Below are 24,477 nucleotides of genomic sequence, written 5' to 3'. Positions count from 1 at the left end.
ACCTCAATACGCCTAACACCTATAACGTTATTATGTCTTTCTCAACCCAAACCTCGCCCACAGGTACCGCTCGCTCTCTTCAACGGACTTCACTTCGATGCCGAACCTTTCTTCAAAGAGGGGAGCTTCCAAAACGACCGTGTGAAACTCCCCTGCTTCCCCGACGGGGTCAACTCCTGGGTTCGCTTCCAGGAACTTCTCCAAATCCTCAACCGAGCGGAAGATGTAGCCTAACCACTCCCTCCCGAGCTTTTCTTTGTTCACGGCTATTATATCCCACTTAAAGCCCGCTTCCAGCATCTCCTCAGCGAGTTCTCTAGTGTCCCTCCCCCAGAGGGGTTCGAGCGGTTTTATGCCCGCTTTCTCGGCAAGAAGCTTTACCCACCTCAGGTGGTCTTCGAGGTAAACGTCTCCAGCTATGAGGTAGTCAACTCCAATGGAGCCTATGAACTCTGCCAGGGCATCGCTCCCCTCTTTCATGTCAAAAGTGAGCATCTCCTTTCCCATGGCAGTTGCCAGCGTCTTTAGCGCCTCTAGATTTTCCCAGTGAGGGGAGAGGTCTATCGTGGTTTTGAGCGTGAGGAGGTAGGGCACCACTATTCCTTTTTTCTCAGCTAAGTGGAGGGCATAAAGCCCGTCCTTGCCGCCCGAGAAGAACGCAACACCCGTTCCCATCCGACCACCAAACCTATAAACCCCATGGAGTTTTTATCCATTGCGCCCATGAGCAAAAACTGTGTAGCAGTAACCAACGGGAGGAGTCCTCAGGATGCACGCTTTAGTTCCCTTTCTCCTGGCACTCGCGTGGGACTTAACCCCTGGCGAACCTCCTGCAAAGCTCCATCCCGTAGTCTGGTTCGGGAGAATAGCTGGCTTTATCGACTCCCGCTACAAAAGGCGCTCTCCAGTCCTTGATTTCACTGCCGGCCTTCTCACTGCACTGGTTGTAATCACCTTCGCGTTTCTGCTCTCGATCGTGCCGTTTTACGCGCCCTTTCCCTTAAACTATTTCCTAGCGGCGTATCTCCTCAAGAGTTCCTTTGCCATAAAAAGCCTCCACGAGCACGTTTCGAGGACGATAACGGATGATATCGAGGAAAAGAGAAGGGCAGTCTCAATGATAGTGAGCAGGAACACAAAAGTCCTCGATGAGGCCCATCTAAACTCCGCCGCCATAGAGAGCCTCGCGGAGAATCTGAACGACTCAGTCATAGCGCCTCTCTTCTACTTCCTCCTCTTTGGACTTCAGGGAGCGGTGATTTACCGAGCCGTAAACACTCTCGACGCTATGCTCGGCTACCGAAACGAGCGCTACGAGTTTTTCGGCAAGTTCTCAGCGAGGCTCGACGATGTTCTGAACTTCATTCCTGCCCGGCTGACCGTTCTTCTCTACCTTCCCCTCGGCGGGAGGAAAGTTCTTGAGTACTACAGGCTGGCAAGGTTCAAGATAAACTCCGACAAGCCAATGGCGGCGATGAGCGCGGTCCTTGGCGTTTGGCTCGAAAAGCCCGGAGTTTACCGCTTTCCAGGGAAAGAGCCGAAAAACGAGGACATAAAACGAGCTTTGAGAATTTACTGGCTGGTTGTAACTGGGTGGGTTATAGTTGTGGTATTACTGCTCGCAACGGGGGTATGTCCATGCTTAAGCCTGTAGAGTTCTCCGCATACCATGGCGGGGCAAGGAGAAAAGAGGAAGGTTTGATAGACTTCTCGGCTTCCCTGAATCCCTATCCGCCCGAGTGGCTGGATGAGATGTTCGAAAGGGCCAGAGAGATAAGCGGCCACTATCCCTACTATGAAGAGCTTGAGGAGGGTCTCGCTGAGCTTGTGGGCGAACCGATCACCGTAACTGCAGGAATAACCGAGGCCCTCTACCTCCTTGGAATCCTCGCGCTGAGGGGCAGGAGGGTGATAGTGCCAGCCCACACCTACGGCGAGTACGAGAGGATCGCTAGAATCTTTGGGGCGAGAGTCAACAAGGGGCCGAACGATCCTGAGGGGCTTTCACAGCTCGTTGAGAAGGGCTCCGTCGTCTTTTTCTGCAATCCAAACAACCCGGACGGGAGGTTCTACAGAGAAAGAGATCTCAAACCTCTACTCGACGCTGTGGAAGATAAAAATGCCCTTCTAGTCCTCGATGAAGCTTTCATAGACTTCGTGGAAAAACCCGAAAGTCCTGAAAGTGAGAACGTAGTGAAGCTGAGGACGTTCACGAAGAGCTACGGCCTGCCGGGGATAAGGGTAGGCTACGTGGCGGGTTTTCCAGAAGCTTTCAGGAGCGTCAGGATGCCCTGGGCGATAGGCTCAACGGGAGTTGCTTTCCTTGAGTTTCTGCTGGAGGACAGGTTCCATCACTTAAAGAGAACGATGCCCTTAATCTGGATGGAAAAACGGCGGATTGAGAAAGCCCTTGGAGTCAAGAGCGATGCGAACTTCTTCATAAAGTACGTTGGGGATGCCAAAAAGACAGTTGAGGAGCTGAAGAGAAAGGGGATGCTCGTGAGAGACTGCACGAGCTTTGGCCTTCCGCAATATGTCCGATTTTCGGTCAGGAAGCCTGAGGAAAACGATGCCTTAGTTCGGGCGTTATTGGAAATTTCCCCCTAGAGTCATCCCAATCTTTGGCCGTTTTATCCAATAACTTTTTAAGCCTCAAGTCTACCCACAGCCGGACAAATAATCCAGGTGATAAAAATGAAGAAGACCAAGCTCTTTGGAGCGCTTCTTTTAGTGGCCATCGTCTTCGTGAGCGGGTGCATAGGAGGCTCGGGAAGCTCAACGACCCCGAGCCAGACCCAGAGCACTTCCACACCGAGCACGACCCCAAGTACCACCCCCAGTTCGACCCAGACGCCGACTGAAACTGCCACAAAATCCTGCGAGTGCCCGAAGGCCAAGCCCTACTATCCTCTAACCATCACTGACTTCGCGGGCAGGAACGTAACCATCGAGAAGGAGCCGAAAAAGATTATTTCTCTCGCCCCGAGCATCACCGAGACCCTCTACTTCCTCGGAGCCCTCGACAGGGTCATAGGAGTTACCAAGTTTGACGACTATCCCCCTGGAGTTCAGGAGGGCAGGAAAATAATAGGGGGCTTCAGCGACCCGAACATCGAGGTGATAGCTTCTCTCGAACCTGACTTGATAATAGGCACTTCGATGCACCTACAGTACCTCGACCAGCTTGAGAAGATAGCGCCGGTCATAATACTCGACCCTAAGAACATGGATGAAGTTTACGAAGCCGTTGAACTCCTTGGGAAGGTTCTTAACCAGAGCGAAAGGGCCGAAGGAGTGGTCGAGTTCATGAAGGCCGAGGTTGCCGACGTTCAGTTCCGCGTTTCAAATAAGACGAGGCCGAAGGTTCTCTTCATAAGCTGGTGGAATCCGCTTTACGTCCCGGGCAACGGCACCTTCCAGGACTCACTCATCGAACTCGCCGGCGGTGAGAACGTCTTCCACGACGCTACTAGCTGGGCCCAGGTCAGCCTTGAAGAGGCCGTCGCCAGAAACCCGGAGATAATAATCCTATCGGCCCACGCGGGAGCCACCATTGACGACATCTGCAACAGCCCGCTCGCGGACACAGATGCCGTAAAGAACGGCAGGATATACTTTGTCAGCGACGACAACGCCATATCAAGGCCGGGGCCGAGGCTCGTCGAGGCCCTTGAGGAGCTCTCCTACTTCATCCATCCAGAGGCCTACGGCTACAACTTCCAGCCCGTCACCTGCCCCGTTGAGGGCTGAATTCTTTCTTCTTTTTATTCCGGCAAAAGAAGTTTTAAGAACAGAAAAAAGGAAATCACGCACCGAACTTCTCGCTTCTGTTCATAAGATCCATCATTATGGGCACTATGTCGTGGCCCTTTATCCTGCCGATTCCGCCGCGCATGCACTCCCTCTCGCCGAAGCTCTCGGTGTGGTCTGGTCTGACTCCGCCGCCAGCGATGAGGAGCGGAACCGGGTCGCCGCTGTGGTTCATAACCTCGCACGGTGTCGAGTGGTCGCCGGTTATCGCTATGACCACATCCTCAAGGTCGATGTGCTCGAGGATGTAGCCTATCATCCTGTCGGCCTTCTCTATCATCTCGGCCTTGAGCTTCGGGTTGTTGTCGTGGCCGGCAGCGTCGGTCGGCTTGAAGTGGAGGAACACGAAGTCGTAGTCCTTGAGTAGCTCAACGGTCTTCTTGGCCTTGGCCATCACGTCGGTGTTGTACTCTCCAGTTGCACCCTCTGGAGTGTAGACGTCGAAGCCTATGGCCCTTGCAACGCCCTTGACGAGCGAGACCGCTATAACTGCGGCGGCCTTCACCTTCCACTGCTCGGTGAACTTCATCGGTATGTCCGGGTAGGTTCCGGCACCGCGGATGAGGAGGTAGTTTGCCGGCGGCTTGCCCTCCTTCCTGCGCTTCTCGTTGATCGGGTGCTTGTCAAGGACTTCGTGGGCCTGTCTGACGAACTCTTCAAGGATTTCCGCAACCTTCTTGCTCTCCTCGTCCTCCCAGGTGAACTTATGCGGCGGCTTTCCGGCCTCGTGCGGGTCGTTTTCCCCTACGCGGTAGCCCTTCGCCATACCCCTGAGGACGAGGACGGCCCTGTGGCCGGTCGCGCCGACGAATATGAAGTCAACCGGGAGCTTGACATTCTCTTGAATGGCCTTGGCCAGCTCGTGGGCCTCCTCAGTGCTTATCCTTCCCGCGCGCCTGTCGGTGATTATTCCGTTCTCAATCGTGGCAAAGTTAACGCGGAAGGCCAGATCGTCCTCGTTGAGGTCGAGTCCAACGCCAAGGGCCTCAAGGAATCCCCTTCCGCGGTAGACCTTGTAGGGGTCGTAGCCGAATATTGAGAGGTGAGCGGTATCGCTTCCGGCCGGCTGGCCGGGTTTTATCGGATCCTGCTGGCCGAGTATTCCCATCTTAGCGAGCTTGTCCATATTGGGGGTGTTAGCGTACTCAAGCGGCGTTTTTCCGCCGAACTCTTTTATCGGCCTGTCCCCTAGACCGTCCAGGATTATGAGAAGTCCCTTTCTCTTCTTCATATCTATCACCTTTGGTGATTAAGGCATTGGGTTTAAAGGTTTGTTGGATAAAACTTTATGAACACCCTTTCAAATCTCCCGCCGGTGAGAGAAAGTGGAAATGCTGGTGTGGGCAGGTTCAATAGTTATCGGAATAATACTCCTCGTTGTCTTTGGAGACAGGCTCTCGGATAAAATCGTAGAGGTCGCCGAAAAGGCGGGGGTTTCCCCCCTAATTATAAGCCTTGTAGTCATAAGCCTCGCAACGACGCTGCCGGAGATAACAACCAGTGCGATGGCAAGCATCACTAAGGCCGAGGGTATAGCCCTCGGCAACGCCCTCGGAAGCATCTTCGCCAACATAGCACTCATTCTCGGCCTTGCGTCAGTGATAAGACCTCTAAAAGCTGGTAGCGGAGCTTATGAGAATTCCCTCGTCATGCTTGCTTCTCTCGGGTTCCTCATGTTGCTCTCCGTTGATGGCACCCTTTCAAGGCTTGACGGTGCCCTCCTTCTCGTAGCTTACGCCCTGTACCTGCGGTGGCTCTACAAGAAGCACTTCAGAAAGGGACGCAAAAGTGGAGCTGAACGTCACACAAAGGCAACGGCCCTCGACTACGTCTTACTCCTCATATATGGTGGCTTAATGGTTATTGGGGCGAGGCTCGTCGTTTACGGCGGTAGGAACATCGCCGAGGCCCTTGGGGTGGCGGAGTACGTCATAGGTGCCACCATTGTTGCCATTGGCACCTCCCTGCCCGAGATGACGAACGCCCTTTACGGGGCAATAAGGGAGCGCGGAAGCATAAGCGTCGGCAACATAATTGGGGCGAACATAATGAACGCCCTCGTAGTCCTTGGACTGGCCTCACTGATAAGGCCAATCCCGACTGGTGCATCGACCCTAACCATCGTGCTCGTCCTCATGGCCATGCTCCCGATGATAGCTGAACTGAAGCGCTCTGGCGGCCTCGACAGAAGAATAGGGGTTTACTTCCTGATCCTCTATGCGGCCTATCTCGTTCTGCTGTTTTCGGGGGCGAAACTCTAGTTAAGCTTTTAAGTCCCCCCTCTTTCTCCCGCTGGAGGTGAGGATATGAAAGTCCTGTGGGCACCTTGGAGGATCGAGTACATACGCTCACCCAAGCATGAGGGATGTATATTCTGCGACTTCCCGAAGGAGAACCGGGATAAAGAAAGGCTCATCCTCTACCGCGGGAAGCACGCTTTCGTGATAATGAACAACTATCCCTACAACCCCGGCCACGTCATGGTGGCTCCATACAGGCACGTCGGGAGATGGGAAGACCTGACAGATGAAGAGCTTTTGGAAATAATGAAGCTCTCCCAGCTCATGATAAAGGCAATAAAGAAGGCCATGAACCCGGATGGCTTCAACCTCGGAGTGAACCTTGGAAGGGTGGCCGGAGCGGGGATAGACGACCACGTCCACCTTCACATCGTCCCGCGCTGGAACGGGGACACCAACTTCATGCCGGTCATAGCAGACACAAAGGTCATTCCTGAGTCCCTGCAGGAAGCCTACGACGAGCTGAAAAAGGCAATAGACGAAGTTCTCAGGGAGTGAGCTTTCTCACTTTTATTTTGAAGTTTCTGTCCAAGGGAAGGTCTTCAAACAGACCCTCATCCAGTTCAACCACGCTGACATCGGTGCTTATCACGGATTCCCTTGTTCCCTGTTTTAGACGAAGTTCAACCAGCTTTCCGTTAACTACCTTTGCCGCCAGGTAAGTTCCGTCATCTGCAGTCCCCTCTACTATGAAGCTGGGACCGAACTCAAGTGAAAGCCTCGTTAAGAGGGCAGGCGCGCTTTCGGGATTTATCCTTATAACTTCCCCATCTTCAGAGGATACCTTAACTACAGGGCACAGGGAGGATAAACAAAACTCCTTCACTGCTTCTGCTATCCCCTTTGCAAATATCTCCAAGGGCTTGCCCATCAGGGCCTCTCCAAAACCCGCCCAGTTTGCAGTTACTTTAAGACGGCCGTTCTGGACTTTAAAGGTAACTGTGAGTATCCCCCTCTCTCCTCTGAAGGTATATATCGCCTCGCTATTCCCAAACCCAACGTCTAACTCAAACTCATAGCCGAAATTGAATATGAACCTGGGCACTTCAAACCTGACTTTTTGTCCGTCGAATTCCTTAAAGTACGGGAAGAACGGCAGTGTCTTCTTCGGCTCGCTCAGGATAGTTTTAAGGGCGTCCCAATCAACGTTAACTTCCACTTCCCAGCTCCGTGATTTCAACGGTGATCACCAGAACCGAATGAGAGAGGGGAAATAAAACCGTTTCTAAAACCAAAGGTTTCTAACCCTCAAAAAGCGTTTTCCACTTTTCCCCTGTCCTCTTCCAGCATCCCGGGGGCATCAGTTCTCCCTCAGGGCAGTAGCCGAGCTGGACACACCTTGGCCCGAGCTTCGCCCACTTTATTATCGGTTTTAGCTCGTCGTTCTTTGCAATCTCCTCGAGCATTTTCCAGGCCACTTCCCTTATCTCCCACTGCGCCCTCTCGCAGGCCCTGAGTCCCAGAAAGTGCTTCAGCTCGCGGAGGTTCATCGTGACGACTATCTTCGTCCTGACGGCCTGGGGAAGGATAAAACGCGCGTCTTCCTGATGCTGGCCGCGCTCAACACTCTTTTTATAGAGCTCGATGGATTTTTTCATGAGTTCCTTCCACTCAGCAAGAAGCTCCGGGTCTTCTTTTATCCCACTTGGAATGACAAAGGTCTCCTCAACGTCTTCAGGGTTCAACACGATATAACGCTGTGACTGCTGGGTATAAGAAGCAAGCCTATGACGAACAAGTTGATGCGAACAAACGCGAGAACATCCCTCAATGGCGAAGGTCAGCGTCGCGTGCTCGAGGATACTCTCGTGCCCATAACCTAGAACCCTCGGAAGGTGCATCTCAACGTCCTTGTCGCTCATTCTCCCGAAGGCCTCAGTTTCCCATTCATCCCAGTAGCTTATGAGGGCTGCCCATGTGACAGTTTCAAGAGGTTTTTTTGTATAATTGACAAGCTTTACCCTTATTCCATTGTCCATCCTGCCCACCTGCAGTGAGATGTAGTACTTCTTTATATCTTCTACCCCGTTCTAGTTGGGACAATCTCCGAGGAGAGTGTAGTTCAGTGAGCATAAGCCCCAAGATTGAGCCAGCATTCTGCCATACTGATAAAACTTTGCGTTTGTAAAGTTGTCTTTCTTCTCCCCCAACTCCCTTTCGCTCCCCGAGCCCCTTTTCCGACGAAAGGGTTATTAAACTCGCTCCACAGTTCTATACGGTGATGCACATGGTGGTTAGCCTTGCAGGAAGAGATGTTCTCTGCCTCCAGGACTTCACGAGGGAGGAGCTTGAGACTATTCTCAAGACTGCCGAGATGATGAAGATCTGGAACAAGATTGGAAAGCCGCACCGCGTTCTTGAGGGCAAGACCCTCGCCATGATATTCCAGAAGCCCTCGACGAGGACGAGGATTTCCTTTGAGGTCGGAATCTACCAGCTCGGCGGCTACGGCCTCTACCTCAACGCCCAGGACCTCCAGCTCAGGAGGGGTGAGACCATAGCCGACACGGCAAGGGTTCTCAGCAGGTACGTCGATGGAATAATGGCTAGGGTTTTCGACCACAAGGACGTTGAGGACCTCGCCAAGTACGCGAGTGTCCCTGTCATAAACGGCCTCTCGGACTTCTCACACCCGTGCCAGGCCCTAGCTGACTACCAGACCATCCTCGAGAAGAAGGGCAGGATTCAGGGACTTAAGATTGTCTACGTCGGTGACGGAAACAACGTCGCCCACTCCCTCATGATAGCCGGAACCAAGCTCGGTGCCAACGTTGTCGTTGCCACCCCAGAGGGATACGAGCCAGACCCGAAGGTAATCAAGTGGGCCGAGCAGAACGCGGCCGAAAGCGGCGGAAGCTTCGAGCTCCTCCACGACCCTGTTCAGGCTGTCAAGGATGCGGACGTCATCTACACCGACGTCTGGGCTAGCATGGGACAGGAGGCCGAGGCCGAGGAGAGGAGAAAGATATTCATGCCCTTCCAGGTCAACAAGGAGCTTGTAAAGCACGCCAAGCCCGACTACATCTTCATGCACTGCCTCCCGGCCCACAGGGGAGAAGAAGTCACCGATGATGTCATAGACAGCCCGAACAGCGTCGTCTTCGACCAGGCCGAGAACAGGCTCCACGCCCAGAAGGCAGTTATGGCCCTCGTCATGGGCGGGATTAAGGTGTGATTTTGGACTCTTTTCTCCATTTGTCTTTGCACTTGTTACCATGCAGAGGAAGGTCTCTTCGAGTTGTAGGCATTGCAAACGGCGAACCTTTTAAATCAATTCCCTAACTCCCAAACATGCTCGAACGTCTCTTCAGCCTCGGCTACTCAAAGACCTTCGCGGAGCGCTATTACCAGCTCTGGGGTGAGAGGGCTTTAGCGATAGCCGAGGCGATGGAAAGGCCTCTTCCGAGGTGCTTCCGCGTTAACACGCTCCGCATCGAGGTTCACAAACTAACTAAGCTCCTCAACAAGAAGGGCTTTCAGTTCAGGCGCGTCCCGTGGGCTAGGGAAGGCTTCTGCCTCACGAGGGAACCCTTCTCGATAACCTCAACTCCCGAATATCTAAGCGGCTTACTCTACATCCAGGAAGCGAGCTCGATGTATCCTCCCGTTGCCCTCGGGCCCAAACCAGGTGAAGTCGTCGCCGACATGGCCGCCGCCCCCGGCGGGAAGACCTCTTACATGGCCCAGCTGATGGAGAACGGGGGGATAATCTACGCCTTCGATGTCGGCGAGGACAGGCTGAGGGAGACGAGGCTCAATCTGTCGAGGCTGGGCGTTACTAACACCATACTCTTCCACAGCTCGTCGCTCCACATAGACGAGCTCGGCGTCGAGTTCGACAAAATCCTCCTCGATGCGCCCTGCACAGGTTCCGGAACTATCCACAAGAACCCCGAGAGAAAAGCCAACAGGACAATGGAAGACGTGAAGTTCTGCCAGGGGCTCCAGATGAAGCTCCTTGAGAAGGGCCTGAGCGTTCTGAAGAAGGGTGGCGTTCTGGTTTACTCCACCTGCTCCCTTGAACCAGAGGAGAACGAGTTCGTAATCCAATGGGTTCTGGACAACTTTGAGGTTGAACTCCTTCCGCTTAGATACGGTGAGCCGGCTTTGACGAAGCCATTCGGCATCGAGCTGAGCGAGGAAATAAAGAAGGCGAGGCGCTTCTACCCGGACAGGCACGGAACGAGCGGCTTCTTCGTTGCGAAGATTAAGAAGCTCTAACCCTTTTCATTCTCGGCTTCCTTCAGAAGCTTTTCCTCGATCTCGTGCAGCCTTTTCTTCACGTCCTCGCTCAGGTGTTTCTCCAGCTCTTCCCTAGCTGCCTTCGCCAGCTCGAACTTCGAGTCGAACTTTCCGAGCTTTACCCAGTCTATCTTCTTCCCCTCCATGAAGACGTCTATGTCGCAGAACCTCTTGTAGTCCCTGTATTCGAGGCCCTTTAGGAAGAACTTCACCTTTACAGGGTCTTCCCAGGTCAGGAGCTTGAGCTTGTAAACCGGAACGCGCATGAACGGCCTCGGGTGGTCCCAGTCCCAGCCCTCGCCAACGACGAAGCCTAGGTCAAGGTCTTCGAGAACCATCATAAGCCTCGCGATGTTCTCTTCGTACCTCTTCTCCGTGTCGTAAATTTTTATCGTGATTTCGTTCCACTCCGGCATCAGCTTGAGGAGGAGCATCGGGGCCTCTATGCTCAAGCGGCGGTAGACCTTCAGAAAGTGCTCCCTGACGAGGACTGCACCCTCAACTTCCTCAGGCCCGAGAGGACAGGAGAGCCTTTTTCTTGTCACAGCTATAACGGTGTCCCTCGCCTCGCCTTCGTCCAGGGCATCTCTAAGGGACATTACCTCGCCGTTGAGCTCTTCAGACAGGAACTTTAGGGCTTCTTTGACTTTTTCAGGGACTCTAAGGAATATTATCGTACTCTCCACGTGGACTTTCTCTATTGGAAGGTCGTTGTTTATGATGGCTGCCAAAACAGAGCGGGCTGAGTCCCTTATTAAAAACCCAAATTCGGGTGGTATCGTCTCCTTCTGCCATTCAGAGGTGACAAAGAGAACGGTTTCAAACTCACTGCTCTCCTTTATCGCCCGATCAGTTGGAATTGGATCAACTCCAAATATCTTTGTGATGCCCTCGCTGACAGCCTCAGGGTGAGGAGTCCTCAAAAACAGGATTGAAGGGCCAAACCGCATAAACCTCATCACAATCCCCTCCAGAGCTTGTAACCCCGGTGAGTATCGGTGCCCGGGGGATAACCTATCTTTACAACCCGCTTTGAGGGAAGAAAGACGATGTTGATACTTCTGAGGCCGTTTAGCCCTCTGGGTATCACTTCGAAGTTGTGCCCGTAGAGTCTGAAATCTGCATCCAATCTCGCAACATCTTCTGGCCTGTGTCCAAGTGCAAACTTTACCCCCTCTATCTCAACGACCGTGCCGGGTTCCACCACTGAACCCTCGAAATACTCTTTCAGAACCTCCGGGTCGTCCTCGTTGCCGGGGACAATGTAAAGCTCAGCCCCTGAGCCTTTCAAAATTCTCGCAAGCTTTCTAACTCCACCCACGTAGAGGGGTTTCAGGTCGGGCCTTCTCTCGAGCTTTATGTTGTCAACGAGGTCTCCGGTGTGGACTATGTAATCAGGATGAAGCTCATCTATAAGCTGCGCTATCCTGGGGTAAGTCCTCTCAGGTGTGTCGCTTATGTGGAGCAGGGCCTTTTCATCTTCGTTCTCTCTTCGAAGGCGCTTTCTCCGAAGGAACTCAAGCATAGCGGGCACGGCACCTTTTACTTCTTCGCCTTAATTTACGTCGGGAGACCTTATAAGGCCATGCTTCCATAAGTCAGGATGGTGATAGGATGAAGGTTCTAGTTCTGGGTGCGGGCAACGTTGGAAGGGCCGTTGCTTGGGATTTGAAAGATGAGTTCGAGGTTTACGTTGGGGACATAGACGATGAAAAGCTGAAGGCAGTTGGGGAGTTCGCCACTCCCCTGAAGGTTAACGCGGCCAACTTCGAAGAACTAGTCGAGGTCATGAAGAGCTTTGACCTCGTTGTTGGCACCCTGCCCGGGAGGTTTGGCTACGGGTCAATCAAAGCGGCCATCAAGGCGGGCGTTGATATGGTTGACGTTTCCTTCATGCCCGAAAACCCGCTTGAGCTGAGAGAGGGAGCCGAAAAGGCGAACGTGACTGTTATCTTTGACGCTGGCTTTGCACCAGGGCTGAGCCACATCCTAATGGGTAGAATCTGGAATCAGCTTGATACTCTTGAGGAAGGAAGAATATGGGTGGGAGGCCTGCCCAAGGATCCAAAGCCACCACTTTATTACAGAATTACATGGTCTCCTAAAGATTTAATTGAAGAATACACTAGGCCGGCGAGGGTAATAAGGAACGGCACCCTGGCCGCAGTTGATCCGCTTGGTGAAATCAGGGAAGTCAACATAAACGGCATGGAGTTCGAGGCCTTCCTAAGCGACGGTCTAAGAAGCCTGCTGGAAAGTGTAAGGGCAGAAACCCTTGAGGAGTGGACTCTCCGCTGGCCGGGTCACCTTGAAAAGATGAAGGTTCTCCGCGAGCTGGGGTTCTTCAGGGAAGAGAACCTTGACTTCACACTGAAGGTCATATCCCCCCTCATGAGCTTTGACAGTCCGGACTTCTCGATAATGCTGGTTGAGGGGGAAGGCGTTGAGAACGGGGAGAGAAAGAGGATGTCCTACCTTCTGTACGATGAGGAAAAAGATGGTTTCACCTCAATGAGCAGGGTCACGGGCTTCACAGCCGCGATAATAGCCAGGATAGTGGCAGAGGGAAGCTGCATTTACGGTGTGATACCACCTGAGATACTGGGAATGCGGATAGACACGTTCTCCAGAATAGTTGGTGAGATCCGCGAGAGGGGGATAATGTTAACGGAGGGGGTGGGGAATGCTTCACCTGATAATAGCTGAGGCGGAGCTTGAGCTGGTTCCGGAGAGCATTAGAGACCATCCGGCAGTCGTGAACTACGCAAGAAGACGGAAGAAGAAGCCAGAAGAGGTTATACTGGACAGCACCTACCACCACGCGGCACTGAAGAAGCTCCCGGACGGCGACAGGCGCGGAAGGCCAGATATAGTTCACATCTGCCTCCTCAACGCCCTCGAAAGTATAGCGAACAAAGAGGGCTTCCTGCGGGTTTACGTCCACACGAGAAACGATGAAGTGATACACATAAAGCCCGAAACACGGCTTCCAAGGAACTACAACAGATTCCTGGGCCTCATGGAGAGCCTCTTTAAGAAGGGTGCCGTTCCGGAAGGGCTAGAGCTTTTGAGGATAGAAAAGAAACCGCTTGAATCTTTGATTGAAGATATAAACCCTGATACGGTCTTCATAATGCACGAGGAAGGGGAGCTAATAAGGCCCAGGTCGTTCGGAGAGATCTTGGCTTCCCACCAGAACCCCGTCGTTGTAGTCGGAGGTTTTCCCCACGGCGACTTCATGAGGCCCATTGAGGGGAAGAAAGTCAGCCTGTATCGTGAGCCTCTAATGGCATGGACGGTAGTAAGCGAAGTCATCGTAAACTTTGAGGCTGCCCTGGGACTTTGAACGTGGGATTGAGTATCCACAAGTTTTAAGCTCCCCAATTTTCAGTTCCAAAAAGCTTTTATCTTTTAATTCAATCGATACATGTATTGTCAATTCAAATCGCTCTACCGTAGAGGTGATGAAAAATGAAGAGGATTAACACTCTGATGGCGCTGTTGATAACAGGTTATATTATAGGAGTACTGAACTACGTCCTTCTTCCCAAGTACAACATAATCTTTGGTCTCAAAGGAATACTGATAGGGGCATTAGTCTCCCTTGCAGTCCTCGTATTAATCCGCTCTGAGACTGAAAGTACCAAAAGGACAAGGTATTTACCTTATGAGTTTATGTTCAAGGTCTCGCGTACTCCAGGCCTGATGATAACGTTCGTTCTGTTCCTTGTCATAGTTGCTGGAATCACGGCGTATCTCTCTGGATGGGCAATGATATTCCTTCTCGGGCAGGATAGCAGCTTCATAGTCCCCCTGGCGATCCTGACAATCCTAATAGCCGCACTCCTCCTGCTTCTCGCAAAGGGCAGAACTGTCGAACTCTTAGCGGTTCTCTCAGTCTTGGTTATAGTCCTAACACTTGTCTCTGTCTTTCTAATACGCAACGAGGCCTCATCGGTGATAGTCTCAAAGCAGGCAAAGCTATACATGGATCATGTGCTCTCGAGTATGTGGTCGTTTGATTCACCCCTAAACATACAAGGGTTGGCTACATTCTTCTCTGGGATCCTGCTGGCGTTTGGTTTGGGAGCCGGCGTCTATTACGTCATAGGAAGCTTTTCTCCAGAAGAACTGAACGTGGAGAGAGTCCTGTTGGGAGTCTTTGTCCTTCAGCTGATCTTGGGCATTGCAGCCTCGTATACTGTGGCGTATTCCCTTGGGGCCTCCTTCCAGGCCTTTGAAGACGCCGTTCGCAATCCCAACGCATCCCCAGAAGAGGTATTCAGGCTCTATCGGGAATTCCAGACATTGAAATCATACACTGGGAATCCATCAGTCTCCGTTCACGAGTCAATCCAGGCATTCTACTTAATACCCTCCATTCTCCTTGACGTCCTCCCAAAAGCCAAACTAATGGTATACTCCCTCCTGATATCTCTATACATGGCAGGCTTCACAACGGTAATAGTCCTTATAGAGATGGGTGCTCAGATGACGGCAGAAGTCGTCCAGACAAACAGAAGAAACGCCCTAGCAACGGTCTCAGTCCTGAGCCTGGCGATTTCCCTTGCCATGTGGAACGAGGCATTATTTAAGGTATTCATCTTCCTCCCGTTCAGTATCGTGGGAATCTTGGCTGCTATCGAGGCATATCCCTCCCTCAAGAGCCTCCAATCCCATGAAAAGCTCCTGACTGCCCTCGGAGCCGCAGTAATGCTCGTGATAGGGCTTGGCTCCCTTTACTATTCCCTTACCGGGATCTTTGCCATGAAACTCGCGGCCATTACCGGCCTGATACTGCTAGTGCCCGTGGCATTTAATAGTATGCTTCTTGGGGGCGGAAGACAAAGGTAGCTCCCCTTTTCAAAAATTTTTTAAATGCCCCTTCCTATGCAAACCAGAACGCTTATGGGAGGTATGTGAGATGGGAGACAAGACTAAGGTTCAGGTCAGCAAGCTCAAGCCGGGCAGGTACATAATTATAGACGGTGAGCCGTGCAGGATCGTCAACGTTACGGTCTCCTCACCGGGCAAGCACGGTTCTGCCAAGGCAAGGATAGAGGCCGTCGGCATCTTCGACGGCAAGGTCAGGAGCATCGTCAAGCCGACCAGCGCCGAAGTTGACGTCCCGATCATCGACAAGCGCGTCGGTCAGATCATTGCCATAACCCCTGACACAGTCCAGCTCATGGACATGGAGACCTACGAGACCTTCGACGTCCCGATCGAGGGCGGCGTTGACGACGAGGTCAAGGGCCAGCTCACCGAGGGAATAACCGTCGAGTACTGGGAGACCCTCGGCAGGATACAGATAAAGAAGATCAGGGGCGAGTGATCCTTTCTGTTTTTCTTTCACACCCTTAGGGTTTTAACTTGAAACGAAACTCATTTAAGAGGGCCTTTTCTCCCCCAGCTGGGGGTAGTTATGGGCTGGCTTCACGATGTAATACTCAGAAAGTTTAACAACATAGCCGGCACAAGGTATGAGGAAATACTCAAGGCCTACGAGAACTTCTTTTTAACCGAGGAGGAGCTAGTGATTCCAGAAATAAACTCCATACTGCTCGTTTTTGACAGGTTCTCTGAAAAAGTTCCAGAGGAAGTCCACGAGACACTCTCAGCTTTCGAAGAAGCGGCTGTCCGGATAGTTTACGTAATCGACGAGGGCGTTCTCAAAATGATACGTGAAACACTCGGAGAAGAAGCTGCCGAGGAATTCAGAAAAAAGGAGATGGCATTTGCCGAGACTTTCCTCAGAGAGGTTGAAGAAAAGCTGGGCGATCTGAACATCAAGTTTAGCAGGAAAATAGCCTTCGGGGACAAGGCTGAGTACGTTGAGGGTATCGCCAAGAAATACGACTTACTCGTAATCTCCCGTCACTACGGCTCCGAGACGACGAGAACACACCGCGTAAGTCCCGTTGTCTTTAGGATAGTCCAGCACGTTGAAAAGCCCGTTGTTCTCTACTGAGGTGATGAAAATGGAGCCAATGGAGCTGATAGCACTTGCGATATTCATAGGCGTCTATGGGCTCATAATGAGCGAGAGAATTCACCGCACGGTAGCGGCAATGGTCGGAGCCTCGCTGGTGCTCCTGATTAAGATAGTTCCGTGGGAAAAGGTGCCCGAGTACCTTGACCTCGACACAATACTTCTCCTTGCTGGAATGATGGTTGTCGTGAACGTAGCCAGGGAGAGCGGACTGTTTGAGTACATAGCTATAAAAACCGCCAAACTCTCAAAGGGAAGCCCGATGAAAGTCCTCCTTCTGTTCTCGGTGGTGACGGCCGTCGTCAGCGCGTTTCTCGACAACGTTACGACGGTTCTCCTCCTGACGCCAATGCTCCTGTATATAACCAAGAAAATGGGTGTGAACCCAATACCGTTTCTGCTCTCGGAGGTGTTTGCCTCGAACATCGGCGGAACCGCGACGCTCATCGGTGACCCGCCCAACATTATGATAGGCTCCGCAGCTAACCTCAGCTTCAACGAGTTCATCCTCAACATGGGGCCCATAGCTCTCGTTGACCTCTTTGCGACCATTGGAATTATCTACCTCGCGTACCGCGCCGAGATGAACTCTCACAAGGAAAACGAAGAAGCAATTAAGATGACTATAATGTCGCTGGACGAAAGGGATGCCATCAGGGATCCCTCACTTTTCAGAAAGTCCATAACAGTGCTCATTGGTGTCGTCATTGGATTCTTCTTCCACGACAAACTTGGTGTTGAGCCTGCTGTTATAGCCCTCACAGGAGCCTCAATACTGCTCCTCTGGAGCAGAGCGTCACCTGAACACGCACTTGAGAAAGTCGAGTGGGCGACGCTCTTCTTCTTCGGCGGCCTGTTCATAATCGTTGGCTCCCTAGTTGAGACGGGTCTGATCACCCAGGTCGCCAACTGGATGGTTAGTCACATCCACAGCGAGGGCGAGGCCGTTCTGGTCATTTCATGGTTCTCAGCGTTCTCAAGTGCAATAGTTGACAACATCCCATTCACAGCGACTATGATACCGCTGATAAAGGCAATGGGTAATCACATGAACCCCTACCCGCTCTGGTGGGCGCTCTCACTGGGAGCGTGCCTCGGAGGGAATGGTACTGCCATAGGTGCCAGCGCGAACGTCGTCGTCATAGGTATAGCCCACCGCGAGGGCGTGAGAATAACGTTCAACGACTTCCTGAAGGTTGGAATGACCATTATGGTAACGACCGTGGCCATAGGGACGGCTATAATCTGGTTGAGGTACGTTGGGTTGTGAGGTGGTGGATATGAGGATACTCGTGCTCGTGGATGGCTCAAAGTGGAGCCAAAAGGCAGCCCTTCATGCGTTTTCGGTGGCGAAGAAAAAGGGAGCTAAGGTGGTACTGTTCTCCGTCCTGGACAGGAAGGAGGCGCAGGCGATAGCGGTAAGCCTCGCAATGAGAAGCGGCGACGTTGAAAAGCTCAAGAAGTTCGAGGAAACTGCCTGGAAGGAGATGAAGAAGGGCATCCACGACGTTATCTCCGCTCTTCTAGAGCTCGGACAGAGGGAAGGTATAAACTGCTCCTTCAGGATTGTCGAAGGAAACGCCCGCGAGAAAGTCCTTGAGGAGGCAAACAGCGGAAAGTACTCCCTTGTCGTGATGGGTGCGTACGGAAAGAGCGGAAAGACGAGGATAGGCTCTCTCCTCGAGGACGTTGTGGGGGTAATAAAGCCTCCCGTGATGATAGTCAGGTGAAGGCTTTTAAGCCCTCTTCTATTTTTGCCTTTAGGTGAGAGAATGGAGTTCCTGTACACGTATGAGACTCTCAAGCTGGAGTTCCCGCTCGTAGAACCCGAGAAAGCCAGGTTCATCCTGCTGGGAGTTCCCTTCGACGGGACTACGAGCTACAAAGCTGGGGCACGCTTCGGGCCGACCCTAATAAGGCAGGCAACCCTGAACCTTGAAAGCTACATCCTAGACTACGACCTTGACATAGCGGAGCTTCCGATAGCAGACATCGGGGACGTTGCCGTCGTCGCTGGAGACCCGAGGAAAACGGCAGACAGAGTAAGGGAAACCATTGAAGAGCTCAAGAAGGCAAACCCAAAGGCTATTCCAATCCTCCTAGGCGGAGAACATTCCCAGACGCTTGGAGCAGTTGAAGCACTGAAGCCAGCAAGCTACGTCGTCTTCGACGCCCACCTCGACCTGCGCAACAGCTACGAAGACAACCCCTACAACCATGCCTGCGTCGCGAGGCGGATCAGCGAGCTAGGGGTAAAGGAAGCGATGTTCGGAATCAGAAGCGGGACGAAGGAGGAAGTGGAATACGCTGAAGAGACTGGAATAAGGTGGGTGCACGCGAGGGACTACAGCTTTGACGCCTTCGTTGACCTCGTAGAGGCTCTTCCCGAGCCGGTTTACCTCTCAATTGACATCGACGTCTTTGACCTCTCTATGGTGCCATCAACGGGCACTCCTGAGGCGGGAGGTTTAAGGTTCTGGGAGGTAGTGGAGGCAATAGAATGGCTGGTCGAGAAGAAGGAGATAGCGGGCTTTGACATAATGGAGGTTGCAGGTGAAAAGCTCGGCGATCCGACGGCATTGACGGCTGCAAAGCTCCTCTTCTACTCCATTGGTGCAATGGCAAAATTCGGGCGCTGAGCCTTCTGCGTTCTTTTTTCAGTATCCATCACCGTGAAAAAATGCATTTTTCTATGCTCTTCTGCTTTTCACCGTTCAGAAACCCTTAAGAGGACTTTTTCAAATCTTACGCCCGGTGAAGCATATGGATGTCGAAGCGGCCCTTGAGAAGTTTCACTCGCTCAAAGTTTCTGGAATAATGCCAAAGCTCGATGCAATGCCCATCGTGACCGCTGATTCTGACCTCCTCAACGTCCTCAAGCTCCTCAGGACGAGGCACCACGTCTGGGTCGTGAAGGACAGGGAGAGCATGAAGCTCGTCGGAGTCATCCGCTACATGGACGTCATTGACATTCTTCTCCCACCAGAGTCTCACAGGTTCAAGCTCGGAATGACGAGCAGAAGCATGAGGTCCCTTCTCGGCGGTGCGACCAAGGCTGAGGACGTCGCAGACAGGCACCCTCTAACGATTGAGGAAGAGGCAACGGTTCTCGATGCACTCATCAAGATGAGGCGCTACAAGGCCCAAGTTCTGGCAGTGGTCGAAGGAGAGAGGCTGGTCGGCGAAATAAGCCTGAGGATTCTGATAGACGAGTTCCTCAGGCTGCTCAGGGTGGGTGGTGCCCAATGGAAGGGGTAGCGTGGCTTCTAGCAACTATAGGCATCGCCCTAATCCTGGCCAAAATCGGCGACAGCATAATAGAGCGCTTTGAGCTCCCCGGAGTCCTCGGCGAACTTATAATGGGTATGATCCTCGGCAACCTCGTTTACTTCGGTTACGTTGCTCCCGATTATCTGCCCATCGTCAGCGGGATGGGCTATGAGTCCGTCTTAAATCAGATCGCTGAGTTTCTGGCGAAGCTCGGCATAATCTTCCTGCTCTTCTTAGGCGCTCTTGACGCGGACATAGAACAGCTCAAGAAGACTGGCCTCACGGCGACGGTTTCCACCGTTCTCGGAGTCTTCGTTCCGCTCGTTCTTGGCTGGTGGGCGCTCATGGCAATGGGCTACCCGAGCAGGGAGGCCTTCGCGGGTGGTGTTCTGCTAACTGCTACAAGCATAGGTCTCACCGTTAGGGTCATGATGGATTTGGGGGTTTTAAGGAGCGAGGTCGGGGCAGCTTCCCTCAGCGCGAGCGTCATGGACGACTTCCTGGGCATAGCACTCATTATCTTTGCAGTTGGTACTGGAAGTCTCTTCGAGCTGAGCATTAAGATAGTTGCCTTCTTCATCATAACGGGCGTTCTTGGATGGTACTTCATCGACCACTACATCAGGTTCGCGGAGAGGCTTCACGTGGAGAAGGGCATCCTGGGGATGGCCATCGGTATGATGTTCCTCTTCGCGGCTTTAGCCGAAGGGTGGTTTGCAGCGGCCATCGAGGGCGCCTTCATGATGGGCCTCATACTCTCGAAGCTCCCTGAAGGTAAGCGCATTATGGAAGATGTCCGTGCGATAGGCTACGGCCTCCTGATTCCGTTCTTCTTCGTCCACACTGGAGCTATGCTCAACCTTAAGGTCTTCGAGCACGGCGATGCAATAACCCTCGCGGCAGTTCTCTCAGCTATAGCCATAGTCGGAAAGATCGTCGGCAGGGGCTTTGGAGCGTGGATAACGGCATGGGGCAGGGGAAGGGACTTCCTCTTCACGCGGGAGAACTTCTGGATGTCGCTCCAGATGGGCATAGGCTCCGTTCCAAGGACTGAAGTAGCGCTCGTTAACCTCATGGTGGCAATCCACGGCGGGGCCATACCGCCAAGCGACGCTCCGAAGTTCATAGCGGCCACGCTGATATTCATCACGGTCTCAGTACTGATAACGCCGCCGCTCCTCAAGTGGGCCTTCAAGGCAGAGATAGAGAAGGCGAAGGCGGAGAAGGCCGCTCAGAAGGTCGGGAGAATACAGGAAACAAAGGAGAAGATAAAGGAGCTGAAAGGCTCTGAGTGAGCCTCTCCCTTTTTCATCCAAAGAAAGCACCCATCATGTCCATCTGTTCTTCGCTCATTCCCTTTACCTTGAACTCGGGCATCTCGGGAAGGAGCTTCTCGTATTCCTCCTTTGTTATCTCCCTAGCCTCGCCGTTCTCGACGAGATAGAAGATACCGTAGTCGGGGTCGCGGTAGGCAACCAGGAACTTCTCGACCTCTATGTCGTCGAAGTTCACGAATATGACGTTTCCACCGGTGTAGGGCTTCTTGCACTTGAATGGGAAGCTCGATGAGTTAAGCATGGCATCGCCGAGGGCCTGGTTGGCCTTCTCACCGTTTATCTCGGTCCAGAAGGGCCTGCCCTCGAAGTCCCCTTCCACCACGATGAGGAACTTTCCGCCGTCCAGTTCGAGAACAGGGGCGCCTTTCTCCTGGAGTATCTTAAAGAGCTCGCCTATCGTCTCGGCTTCTCTGAGTGCAGCTACAAATCCTTCAACTTTCACAGTCTTCACCAAAACCAGTTGGGGCGGTGGGTATAAAAGCTTAAGCCCCAACATCGGTAGGATACTATGGCAACCTCAAACGGTCGCTACATCAAGAAGTGGGCAACGGTGCTTGGGTTCTCGCTGATGGCAGGAGTAGTTGGGGGACTCGGTGCCGTCCTCTTCAGAGTTCTGATAGCTTGGACTCATGATTTCTTCTTCGGTAAGATTCTGCCCGTAGTCTCCTACCAGGTAGGCGAGCTAAACCTGGGCTATGCTCTTCTTCCAGCTTTGGGTGCGCTCATTGTTGCCTTCATCATTGTTGAATTTCCTGACATAAGGGGAAACGGAATACCGGAGGTCATCGAGGCGGTCATCTTCAAGGGAGGCAACATACCGGGCCGTTTCGCAGTAGCAAAAATAGTTGCCACAGCCATAACCATTGGTTCTGGAGGAAGTGTGGGCAGGGAAGGGCCGATAGGCTTCATAGGTGCGGCATTGACTTCGATCCTCGCGAGGTGGTTCAACCTTTCAAAGGAGATGAAGAAGCTCCTCGTAACCTGTGGATTGGCCGCTGGAATAGCGGGAACCTTCAACACCCCGCTCGCTGGAGCGATGTTCGCCCTTGAGGTTGTTTATATGGGGGCCTTCTCCGTTAACTTAGTCCCAATCTTCATTTCCTCTGTTACTGGAAACGCCATCACACTCGCCATACTCAAGAGGGCCTTTGAGGTCGAAATCCCCGGAAACCTCGGGCATACCCTCCTCGAGCTTCCCTTTTTCTTCCTGCTGGGTATAATCCTCGGGGTTCTCGCGGCATTCTATGCTAAGTTTATCTATCGCGTTTTTGACACCTTCGAGAGTCTGAGGGTCAACCCGCTTTTAAAGCCTGTAATCGGCGGCCTCGGCGTTGGTTTTCTCGGAATGTTCTTCCCAACGTATGGGATATTTGGAATAGGTTATGAGGGAATGGAGCTGGCCTTCTATGGAAAGCTCACCCTCGGGCTCCTGCTGACCCTTGGGGTGGTTAAGATGCTCGCAACGGCACTGACCGTTGGCTCTGGAAACAGCGGCGGTGTCTTCGCACCGAGCCTCTACATAGGGACGATGTTCGGTGTGGCCTTCGGGATTCTTGTGGGAATGGCTTTTCCGTCCCTTGCCCCAAACCTAACTGTTTATGCCCTCGCCGGAATGGCGGCCTTCTTCAGCGGGATGACGCAGGCACCGATAACGCAGATACTCATGGTGACCGAGCTGACGAGGAGCTACGCGGTTTTGCCGGCGGTCATGACCTCCGCCACGATGGGCTTCCTGACGGCGAGGTTTTTCCTCAACGGCGAGTCCATATACACCCTCAAGCTCCTGAGAAAGGGCTACCGTGTCAGGACTGGAAGACCTGTGGTTCTTGAGACAATCTCGGTCGGTGAGATAATGAGCAGAGACCCCGTCTATGTAACAAAGGACATGACCCTCTTCGAGGTTGAGCACCTGATCGGAGAGACCGCCCACGACTGCTTTCCTGTGGTTGATGAGAACCTCAACGTTATCGGCATAATAGGTATCAAGGACATCCTGAAGAGGCCATCATCCGTGAAGAGGCTGAAAGTTGAGATGTTCTTAAACAGAGCCTACGTCGTTACCTATCCAACCGAAACGGCCGAGGCGGCATTCGAAAAGCTGATGGCATACGACCTGAACCTCCTTCCAGTGGTTGAGAGTCCGACCAACAGGAAGCTCGTGGGCGTGGTGACCAAAAGGGACATATACCGCGCCTACTACCGCGGCCTTGAGGGGATGTACATAGACTGAGGTGGTCTTATGATAGTCGATGCCGACCTCCACATTCACTCGCGCTACTCAAAGGCCGTCTCCAAGGCAATGACTATTCCAAATCTGGCCGAAAACGCCCGCTTCAAGGGGCTGGAAGTGGTCGGAACTGGAGACATTCTCAATCCAAACTGGGAGAAAGAACTTCTCAAATACACAAAAAAGGTAGACGAGGGGACCTACGAGAGAAACGGCATCAGGTTTCTCCTAACGACCGAGGTTGAAGATAACCGAAGGGTTCACCACGTCCTTATTTTCCCGAACATCGAAACCGTCCGCGAGATGAGGGAGAGGCTTAAGCCTTATTCTTCCGACATCGAGAGCGAGGGAAGACCACATCTCACTCTTTCGGCTGCCGAAATAGCGGACATTGCCAACGAGCTCGACGTTCTCATAGGCCCGGCTCACGCATTTACACCTTGGACAAGCCTCTACAAGGAGTATGATTCACTTAAGGAAGCCTACAATGGAACGAAAATTCACTTTCTCGAGCTCGGCCTCTCGGCTGACAGCGAGATGGCGGATATGATTAAAGCCCACCACAAACTAACCTACCTCAGCAACAGCGACGCCCACTCACCGATGCCCCACAGGCTTGGAAGGGAGTTCAACCGCTTTGATGTTAATGAAGCTACCTTCGAAGAAATTCGGAAGGCTATACTGAAGCGCGGGAGAAAGATCGTCCTCAACGCTGGTCTCGACCCTAGACTTGGCAAGTACCACCTCACCGCTTGCTCCCGCTGTTATACTAAGTACTCCCTCGAAGAGGCAAAAGCCTTCCGCTGGAAATGCCCAAAGTGCGGTGGGAGAATAAAGAAGGGCGTGAGGGACAGAATCCTTGAGCTTGCAGACACTACCGAGAGGCCGAAGGACAGACCGCCCTACCTGCACCTCGCCCCCCTCGCCGAGATTATTGCGATGGTTCTCGACAAAGGAGTCGAGACCAAGGCCGTTAGGCTTGTCTGGGAGAGATTTCTGCGGGAGTTCGGAAGCGAGATTAGGGTTCTTGTTGACGTTCCCGTCGAGGAGCTGGCAAAGGTTCACGAGGAGGTAGCCAAGGCAGTCTGGGCATACAGAAAGGGCAAGCTCATCGTTATCTCCGGCGGAGGGGGCAAGTACGGCGAGATCAAGTTGCCAGATGAGGTAAGGAATGCGAGAATTGAAGACCTAGAGACCATCGAGGTTGAAGTTCCCAACGTTGAGGAAAAGCCCAAGCAGAGGAGCATAACCGAATTCCTCCGAAAGTCAAATAAGTAAGAAAGTTGGAATTTCTTACGG

26 protein-coding genes are annotated in these 24,477 nt (G+C 52.7%); 19 read left to right on the top strand and 7 right to left on the bottom strand.

Features of this window, described 5'->3' with window-relative positions; genetic code table 11:
- Positions 1 to 30 precede the first annotated feature (30 nt).
- Positions 31 to 675 (bottom strand): PAB0415 family putative ATP pyrophosphatase, encoded by a 645-nt coding sequence (locus ACZ5TN_RS01720; protein ID WP_464916964.1) that lies wholly within the window; start codon positions 673 to 675, stop codon positions 31 to 33.
- A gap of 94 nt (positions 676 to 769) precedes the next feature.
- On the opposite strand from ACZ5TN_RS01720, the gene cbiB reads away from it, so the two are divergent.
- The 3 genes from cbiB to ACZ5TN_RS01705 all read left to right on the top strand — a co-directional run bounded on the left by cbiB (position 770) and on the right by ACZ5TN_RS01705 (position 3,750).
- Entirely contained in the window at positions 770 to 1,654 is an 885-nt protein-coding gene (cbiB, locus tag ACZ5TN_RS01715) for an adenosylcobinamide-phosphate synthase CbiB (protein ID WP_464916963.1), read from the top strand.
- Positions 1,639 to 2,607, top strand: coding sequence for an aminotransferase class I/II-fold pyridoxal phosphate-dependent enzyme (locus ACZ5TN_RS01710; protein WP_464916962.1), 969 nt, complete (start codon positions 1,639 to 1,641; stop codon positions 2,605 to 2,607). The genes cbiB and ACZ5TN_RS01710 overlap by 16 nt, the downstream gene beginning before the upstream one ends.
- A gap of 87 nt (positions 2,608 to 2,694) precedes the next feature.
- Positions 2,695 to 3,750 carry an ABC transporter substrate-binding protein gene (locus ACZ5TN_RS01705; RefSeq protein WP_464916961.1) on the top strand — a complete coding sequence of 352 codons (1,056 nt, stop codon included), beginning with the start codon at positions 2,695 to 2,697 and terminating at the stop codon, positions 3,748 to 3,750.
- Between the two features lie 55 nt (positions 3,751 to 3,805).
- Here the strand turns inward: ACZ5TN_RS01705 and ACZ5TN_RS01700 are convergent, their stop codons facing one another.
- Complete coding sequence (locus ACZ5TN_RS01700; RefSeq protein ID WP_464917452.1) at positions 3,806 to 5,041, bottom strand: 2,3-bisphosphoglycerate-independent phosphoglycerate mutase; 1,236 nt, start codon at positions 5,039 to 5,041, stop codon at positions 3,806 to 3,808.
- A gap of 100 nt (positions 5,042 to 5,141) precedes the next feature.
- Here ACZ5TN_RS01700 and ACZ5TN_RS01695 point away from each other — a divergent pair, with 100 nt between their 5' ends.
- Both ACZ5TN_RS01695 and ACZ5TN_RS01690 read left to right on the top strand, forming a co-directional pair.
- Positions 5,142 to 6,071: a calcium/sodium antiporter gene (locus ACZ5TN_RS01695; protein ID WP_464917451.1), complete on the top strand. Its 930-nt coding sequence runs from the start codon at positions 5,142 to 5,144 to the stop codon at positions 6,069 to 6,071.
- A 45-nt stretch (positions 6,072 to 6,116) separates the two neighbouring features.
- The gene (locus ACZ5TN_RS01690) at positions 6,117 to 6,608 is read left to right on the top strand and encodes an HIT family protein (RefSeq protein ID WP_464916960.1); all 492 of its coding nucleotides are present in this window, start codon (positions 6,117 to 6,119) and stop codon (positions 6,606 to 6,608) included.
- Here the strand turns inward: ACZ5TN_RS01690 and ACZ5TN_RS01685 are convergent.
- Positions 6,598 to 7,269 carry an STK_08120 family protein gene (locus ACZ5TN_RS01685; RefSeq protein WP_464916959.1) on the bottom strand — a complete coding sequence of 224 codons (672 nt, stop codon included), beginning with the start codon at positions 7,267 to 7,269 and terminating at the stop codon, positions 6,598 to 6,600. The two genes, ACZ5TN_RS01690 and ACZ5TN_RS01685, sit on opposite strands and share 11 nt — an antisense overlap.
- Positions 7,270 to 7,351: 82 nt before the next feature.
- Positions 7,352 to 8,089 carry an FAD-dependent thymidylate synthase gene (gene thyX, locus ACZ5TN_RS01680; RefSeq protein WP_464917450.1) on the bottom strand — a complete coding sequence of 246 codons (738 nt, stop codon included), beginning with the start codon at positions 8,087 to 8,089 and terminating at the stop codon, positions 7,352 to 7,354.
- A gap of 248 nt (positions 8,090 to 8,337) precedes the next feature.
- Between thyX and argF the strand changes: the two genes are divergently transcribed.
- Together argF and ACZ5TN_RS01670 are read left to right on the top strand one after the other, a co-directional pair.
- Positions 8,338 to 9,285 (top strand): ornithine carbamoyltransferase, encoded by a 948-nt coding sequence (gene argF / locus ACZ5TN_RS01675; RefSeq protein ID WP_011249822.1) that lies wholly within the window; start codon positions 8,338 to 8,340, stop codon positions 9,283 to 9,285.
- A gap of 116 nt (positions 9,286 to 9,401) precedes the next feature.
- Positions 9,402 to 10,331, top strand: coding sequence for an NOL1/NOP2/sun family putative RNA methylase (locus ACZ5TN_RS01670; RefSeq protein ID WP_464916958.1), 930 nt, complete (start codon positions 9,402 to 9,404; stop codon positions 10,329 to 10,331).
- Here the strand turns inward: ACZ5TN_RS01670 and ACZ5TN_RS01665 are convergent.
- Positions 10,328 to 11,311 (bottom strand): hypothetical protein, encoded by a 984-nt coding sequence (locus tag ACZ5TN_RS01665; RefSeq protein ID WP_464916957.1) that lies wholly within the window; start codon positions 11,309 to 11,311, stop codon positions 10,328 to 10,330. The two genes, ACZ5TN_RS01670 and ACZ5TN_RS01665, sit on opposite strands and share 4 nt — an antisense overlap.
- Positions 11,311 to 11,886 (bottom strand): metallophosphoesterase family protein, encoded by a 576-nt coding sequence (locus ACZ5TN_RS01660; protein WP_464916956.1) that lies wholly within the window; start codon positions 11,884 to 11,886, stop codon positions 11,311 to 11,313. Before ACZ5TN_RS01660 ends, ACZ5TN_RS01665 begins: the two co-directional genes overlap by 1 nt.
- Positions 11,887 to 11,966: 80 nt before the next feature.
- Between ACZ5TN_RS01660 and ACZ5TN_RS01655 the strand changes: the two genes are divergently transcribed.
- The 10 genes from ACZ5TN_RS01655 (at position 11,967) to ACZ5TN_RS01610 (ending at position 20,909) form a co-directional block, all read left to right on the top strand.
- Positions 11,967 to 13,058: a saccharopine dehydrogenase family protein gene (locus ACZ5TN_RS01655; protein WP_464916955.1), complete on the top strand. Its 1,092-nt coding sequence runs from the start codon at positions 11,967 to 11,969 to the stop codon at positions 13,056 to 13,058.
- Positions 13,036 to 13,698 (top strand): 16S rRNA methyltransferase, encoded by a 663-nt coding sequence (locus tag ACZ5TN_RS01650; protein WP_464916954.1) that lies wholly within the window; start codon positions 13,036 to 13,038, stop codon positions 13,696 to 13,698. The genes ACZ5TN_RS01655 and ACZ5TN_RS01650 overlap by 23 nt, the downstream gene beginning before the upstream one ends.
- 125 nt (positions 13,699 to 13,823) lie before the next feature.
- The gene (locus ACZ5TN_RS01645; RefSeq protein WP_464916953.1) at positions 13,824 to 15,206 is read left to right on the top strand and encodes a sodium-dependent transporter; all 1,383 of its coding nucleotides are present in this window, start codon (positions 13,824 to 13,826) and stop codon (positions 15,204 to 15,206) included.
- A 70-nt stretch (positions 15,207 to 15,276) separates the two neighbouring features.
- On the top strand, positions 15,277 to 15,687 hold the full coding sequence (locus tag ACZ5TN_RS01640) for a translation initiation factor IF-5A (protein WP_011249829.1): 411 nt from the start codon (positions 15,277 to 15,279) through the stop codon (positions 15,685 to 15,687).
- 90 nt (positions 15,688 to 15,777) lie between these two features.
- A complete protein-coding gene (locus ACZ5TN_RS01635) occupies positions 15,778 to 16,323 on the top strand; it encodes a universal stress protein (protein WP_464916952.1) in 546 nt (181 codons plus the stop codon).
- Between the two features lie 10 nt (positions 16,324 to 16,333).
- Complete coding sequence (locus ACZ5TN_RS01630) at positions 16,334 to 17,614, top strand: ArsB/NhaD family transporter (RefSeq protein ID WP_464917449.1); 1,281 nt, start codon at positions 16,334 to 16,336, stop codon at positions 17,612 to 17,614.
- A 10-nt stretch (positions 17,615 to 17,624) separates the two neighbouring features.
- A complete protein-coding gene (locus ACZ5TN_RS01625; RefSeq protein WP_011249832.1) occupies positions 17,625 to 18,074 on the top strand; it encodes a universal stress protein in 450 nt (149 codons plus the stop codon).
- Between the two features lie 42 nt (positions 18,075 to 18,116).
- Complete coding sequence (gene speB / locus ACZ5TN_RS01620) at positions 18,117 to 18,983, top strand: agmatinase (protein ID WP_464916951.1); 867 nt, start codon at positions 18,117 to 18,119, stop codon at positions 18,981 to 18,983.
- Between the two features lie 124 nt (positions 18,984 to 19,107).
- Positions 19,108 to 19,602, top strand: a complete 495-nt coding sequence (locus ACZ5TN_RS01615; RefSeq protein WP_464917448.1) for a CBS domain-containing protein — start codon at positions 19,108 to 19,110, stop codon at positions 19,600 to 19,602.
- Positions 19,590 to 20,909: a cation:proton antiporter gene (locus ACZ5TN_RS01610; RefSeq protein WP_464916950.1), complete on the top strand. Its 1,320-nt coding sequence runs from the start codon at positions 19,590 to 19,592 to the stop codon at positions 20,907 to 20,909. The genes ACZ5TN_RS01615 and ACZ5TN_RS01610 overlap by 13 nt, the downstream gene beginning before the upstream one ends.
- Before the next feature lie 13 nt (positions 20,910 to 20,922).
- On the opposite strand, the gene ACZ5TN_RS01605 is transcribed toward ACZ5TN_RS01610, so the two are convergent.
- Positions 20,923 to 21,393 carry a hypothetical protein gene (locus ACZ5TN_RS01605; protein ID WP_011249836.1) on the bottom strand — a complete coding sequence of 157 codons (471 nt, stop codon included), beginning with the start codon at positions 21,391 to 21,393 and terminating at the stop codon, positions 20,923 to 20,925.
- 66 nt (positions 21,394 to 21,459) lie between these two features.
- Here ACZ5TN_RS01605 and ACZ5TN_RS01600 point away from each other — a divergent pair, with 66 nt between their 5' ends.
- Together ACZ5TN_RS01600 and ACZ5TN_RS01595 are read left to right on the top strand one after the other, a co-directional pair.
- A complete protein-coding gene (locus tag ACZ5TN_RS01600; RefSeq protein ID WP_464916949.1) occupies positions 21,460 to 23,181 on the top strand; it encodes a chloride channel protein in 1,722 nt (573 codons plus the stop codon).
- Between the two features lie 9 nt (positions 23,182 to 23,190).
- Complete coding sequence (locus ACZ5TN_RS01595; RefSeq protein WP_464916948.1) at positions 23,191 to 24,456, top strand: TIGR00375 family protein; 1,266 nt, start codon at positions 23,191 to 23,193, stop codon at positions 24,454 to 24,456.
- Positions 24,457 to 24,477: the final 21 nt, after the last annotated feature.

The organism is Thermococcus sp. JCM 11816 (genome assembly GCF_055396515.1).
This window is presented reverse-complemented; position numbering and strand designations above follow the sequence as displayed.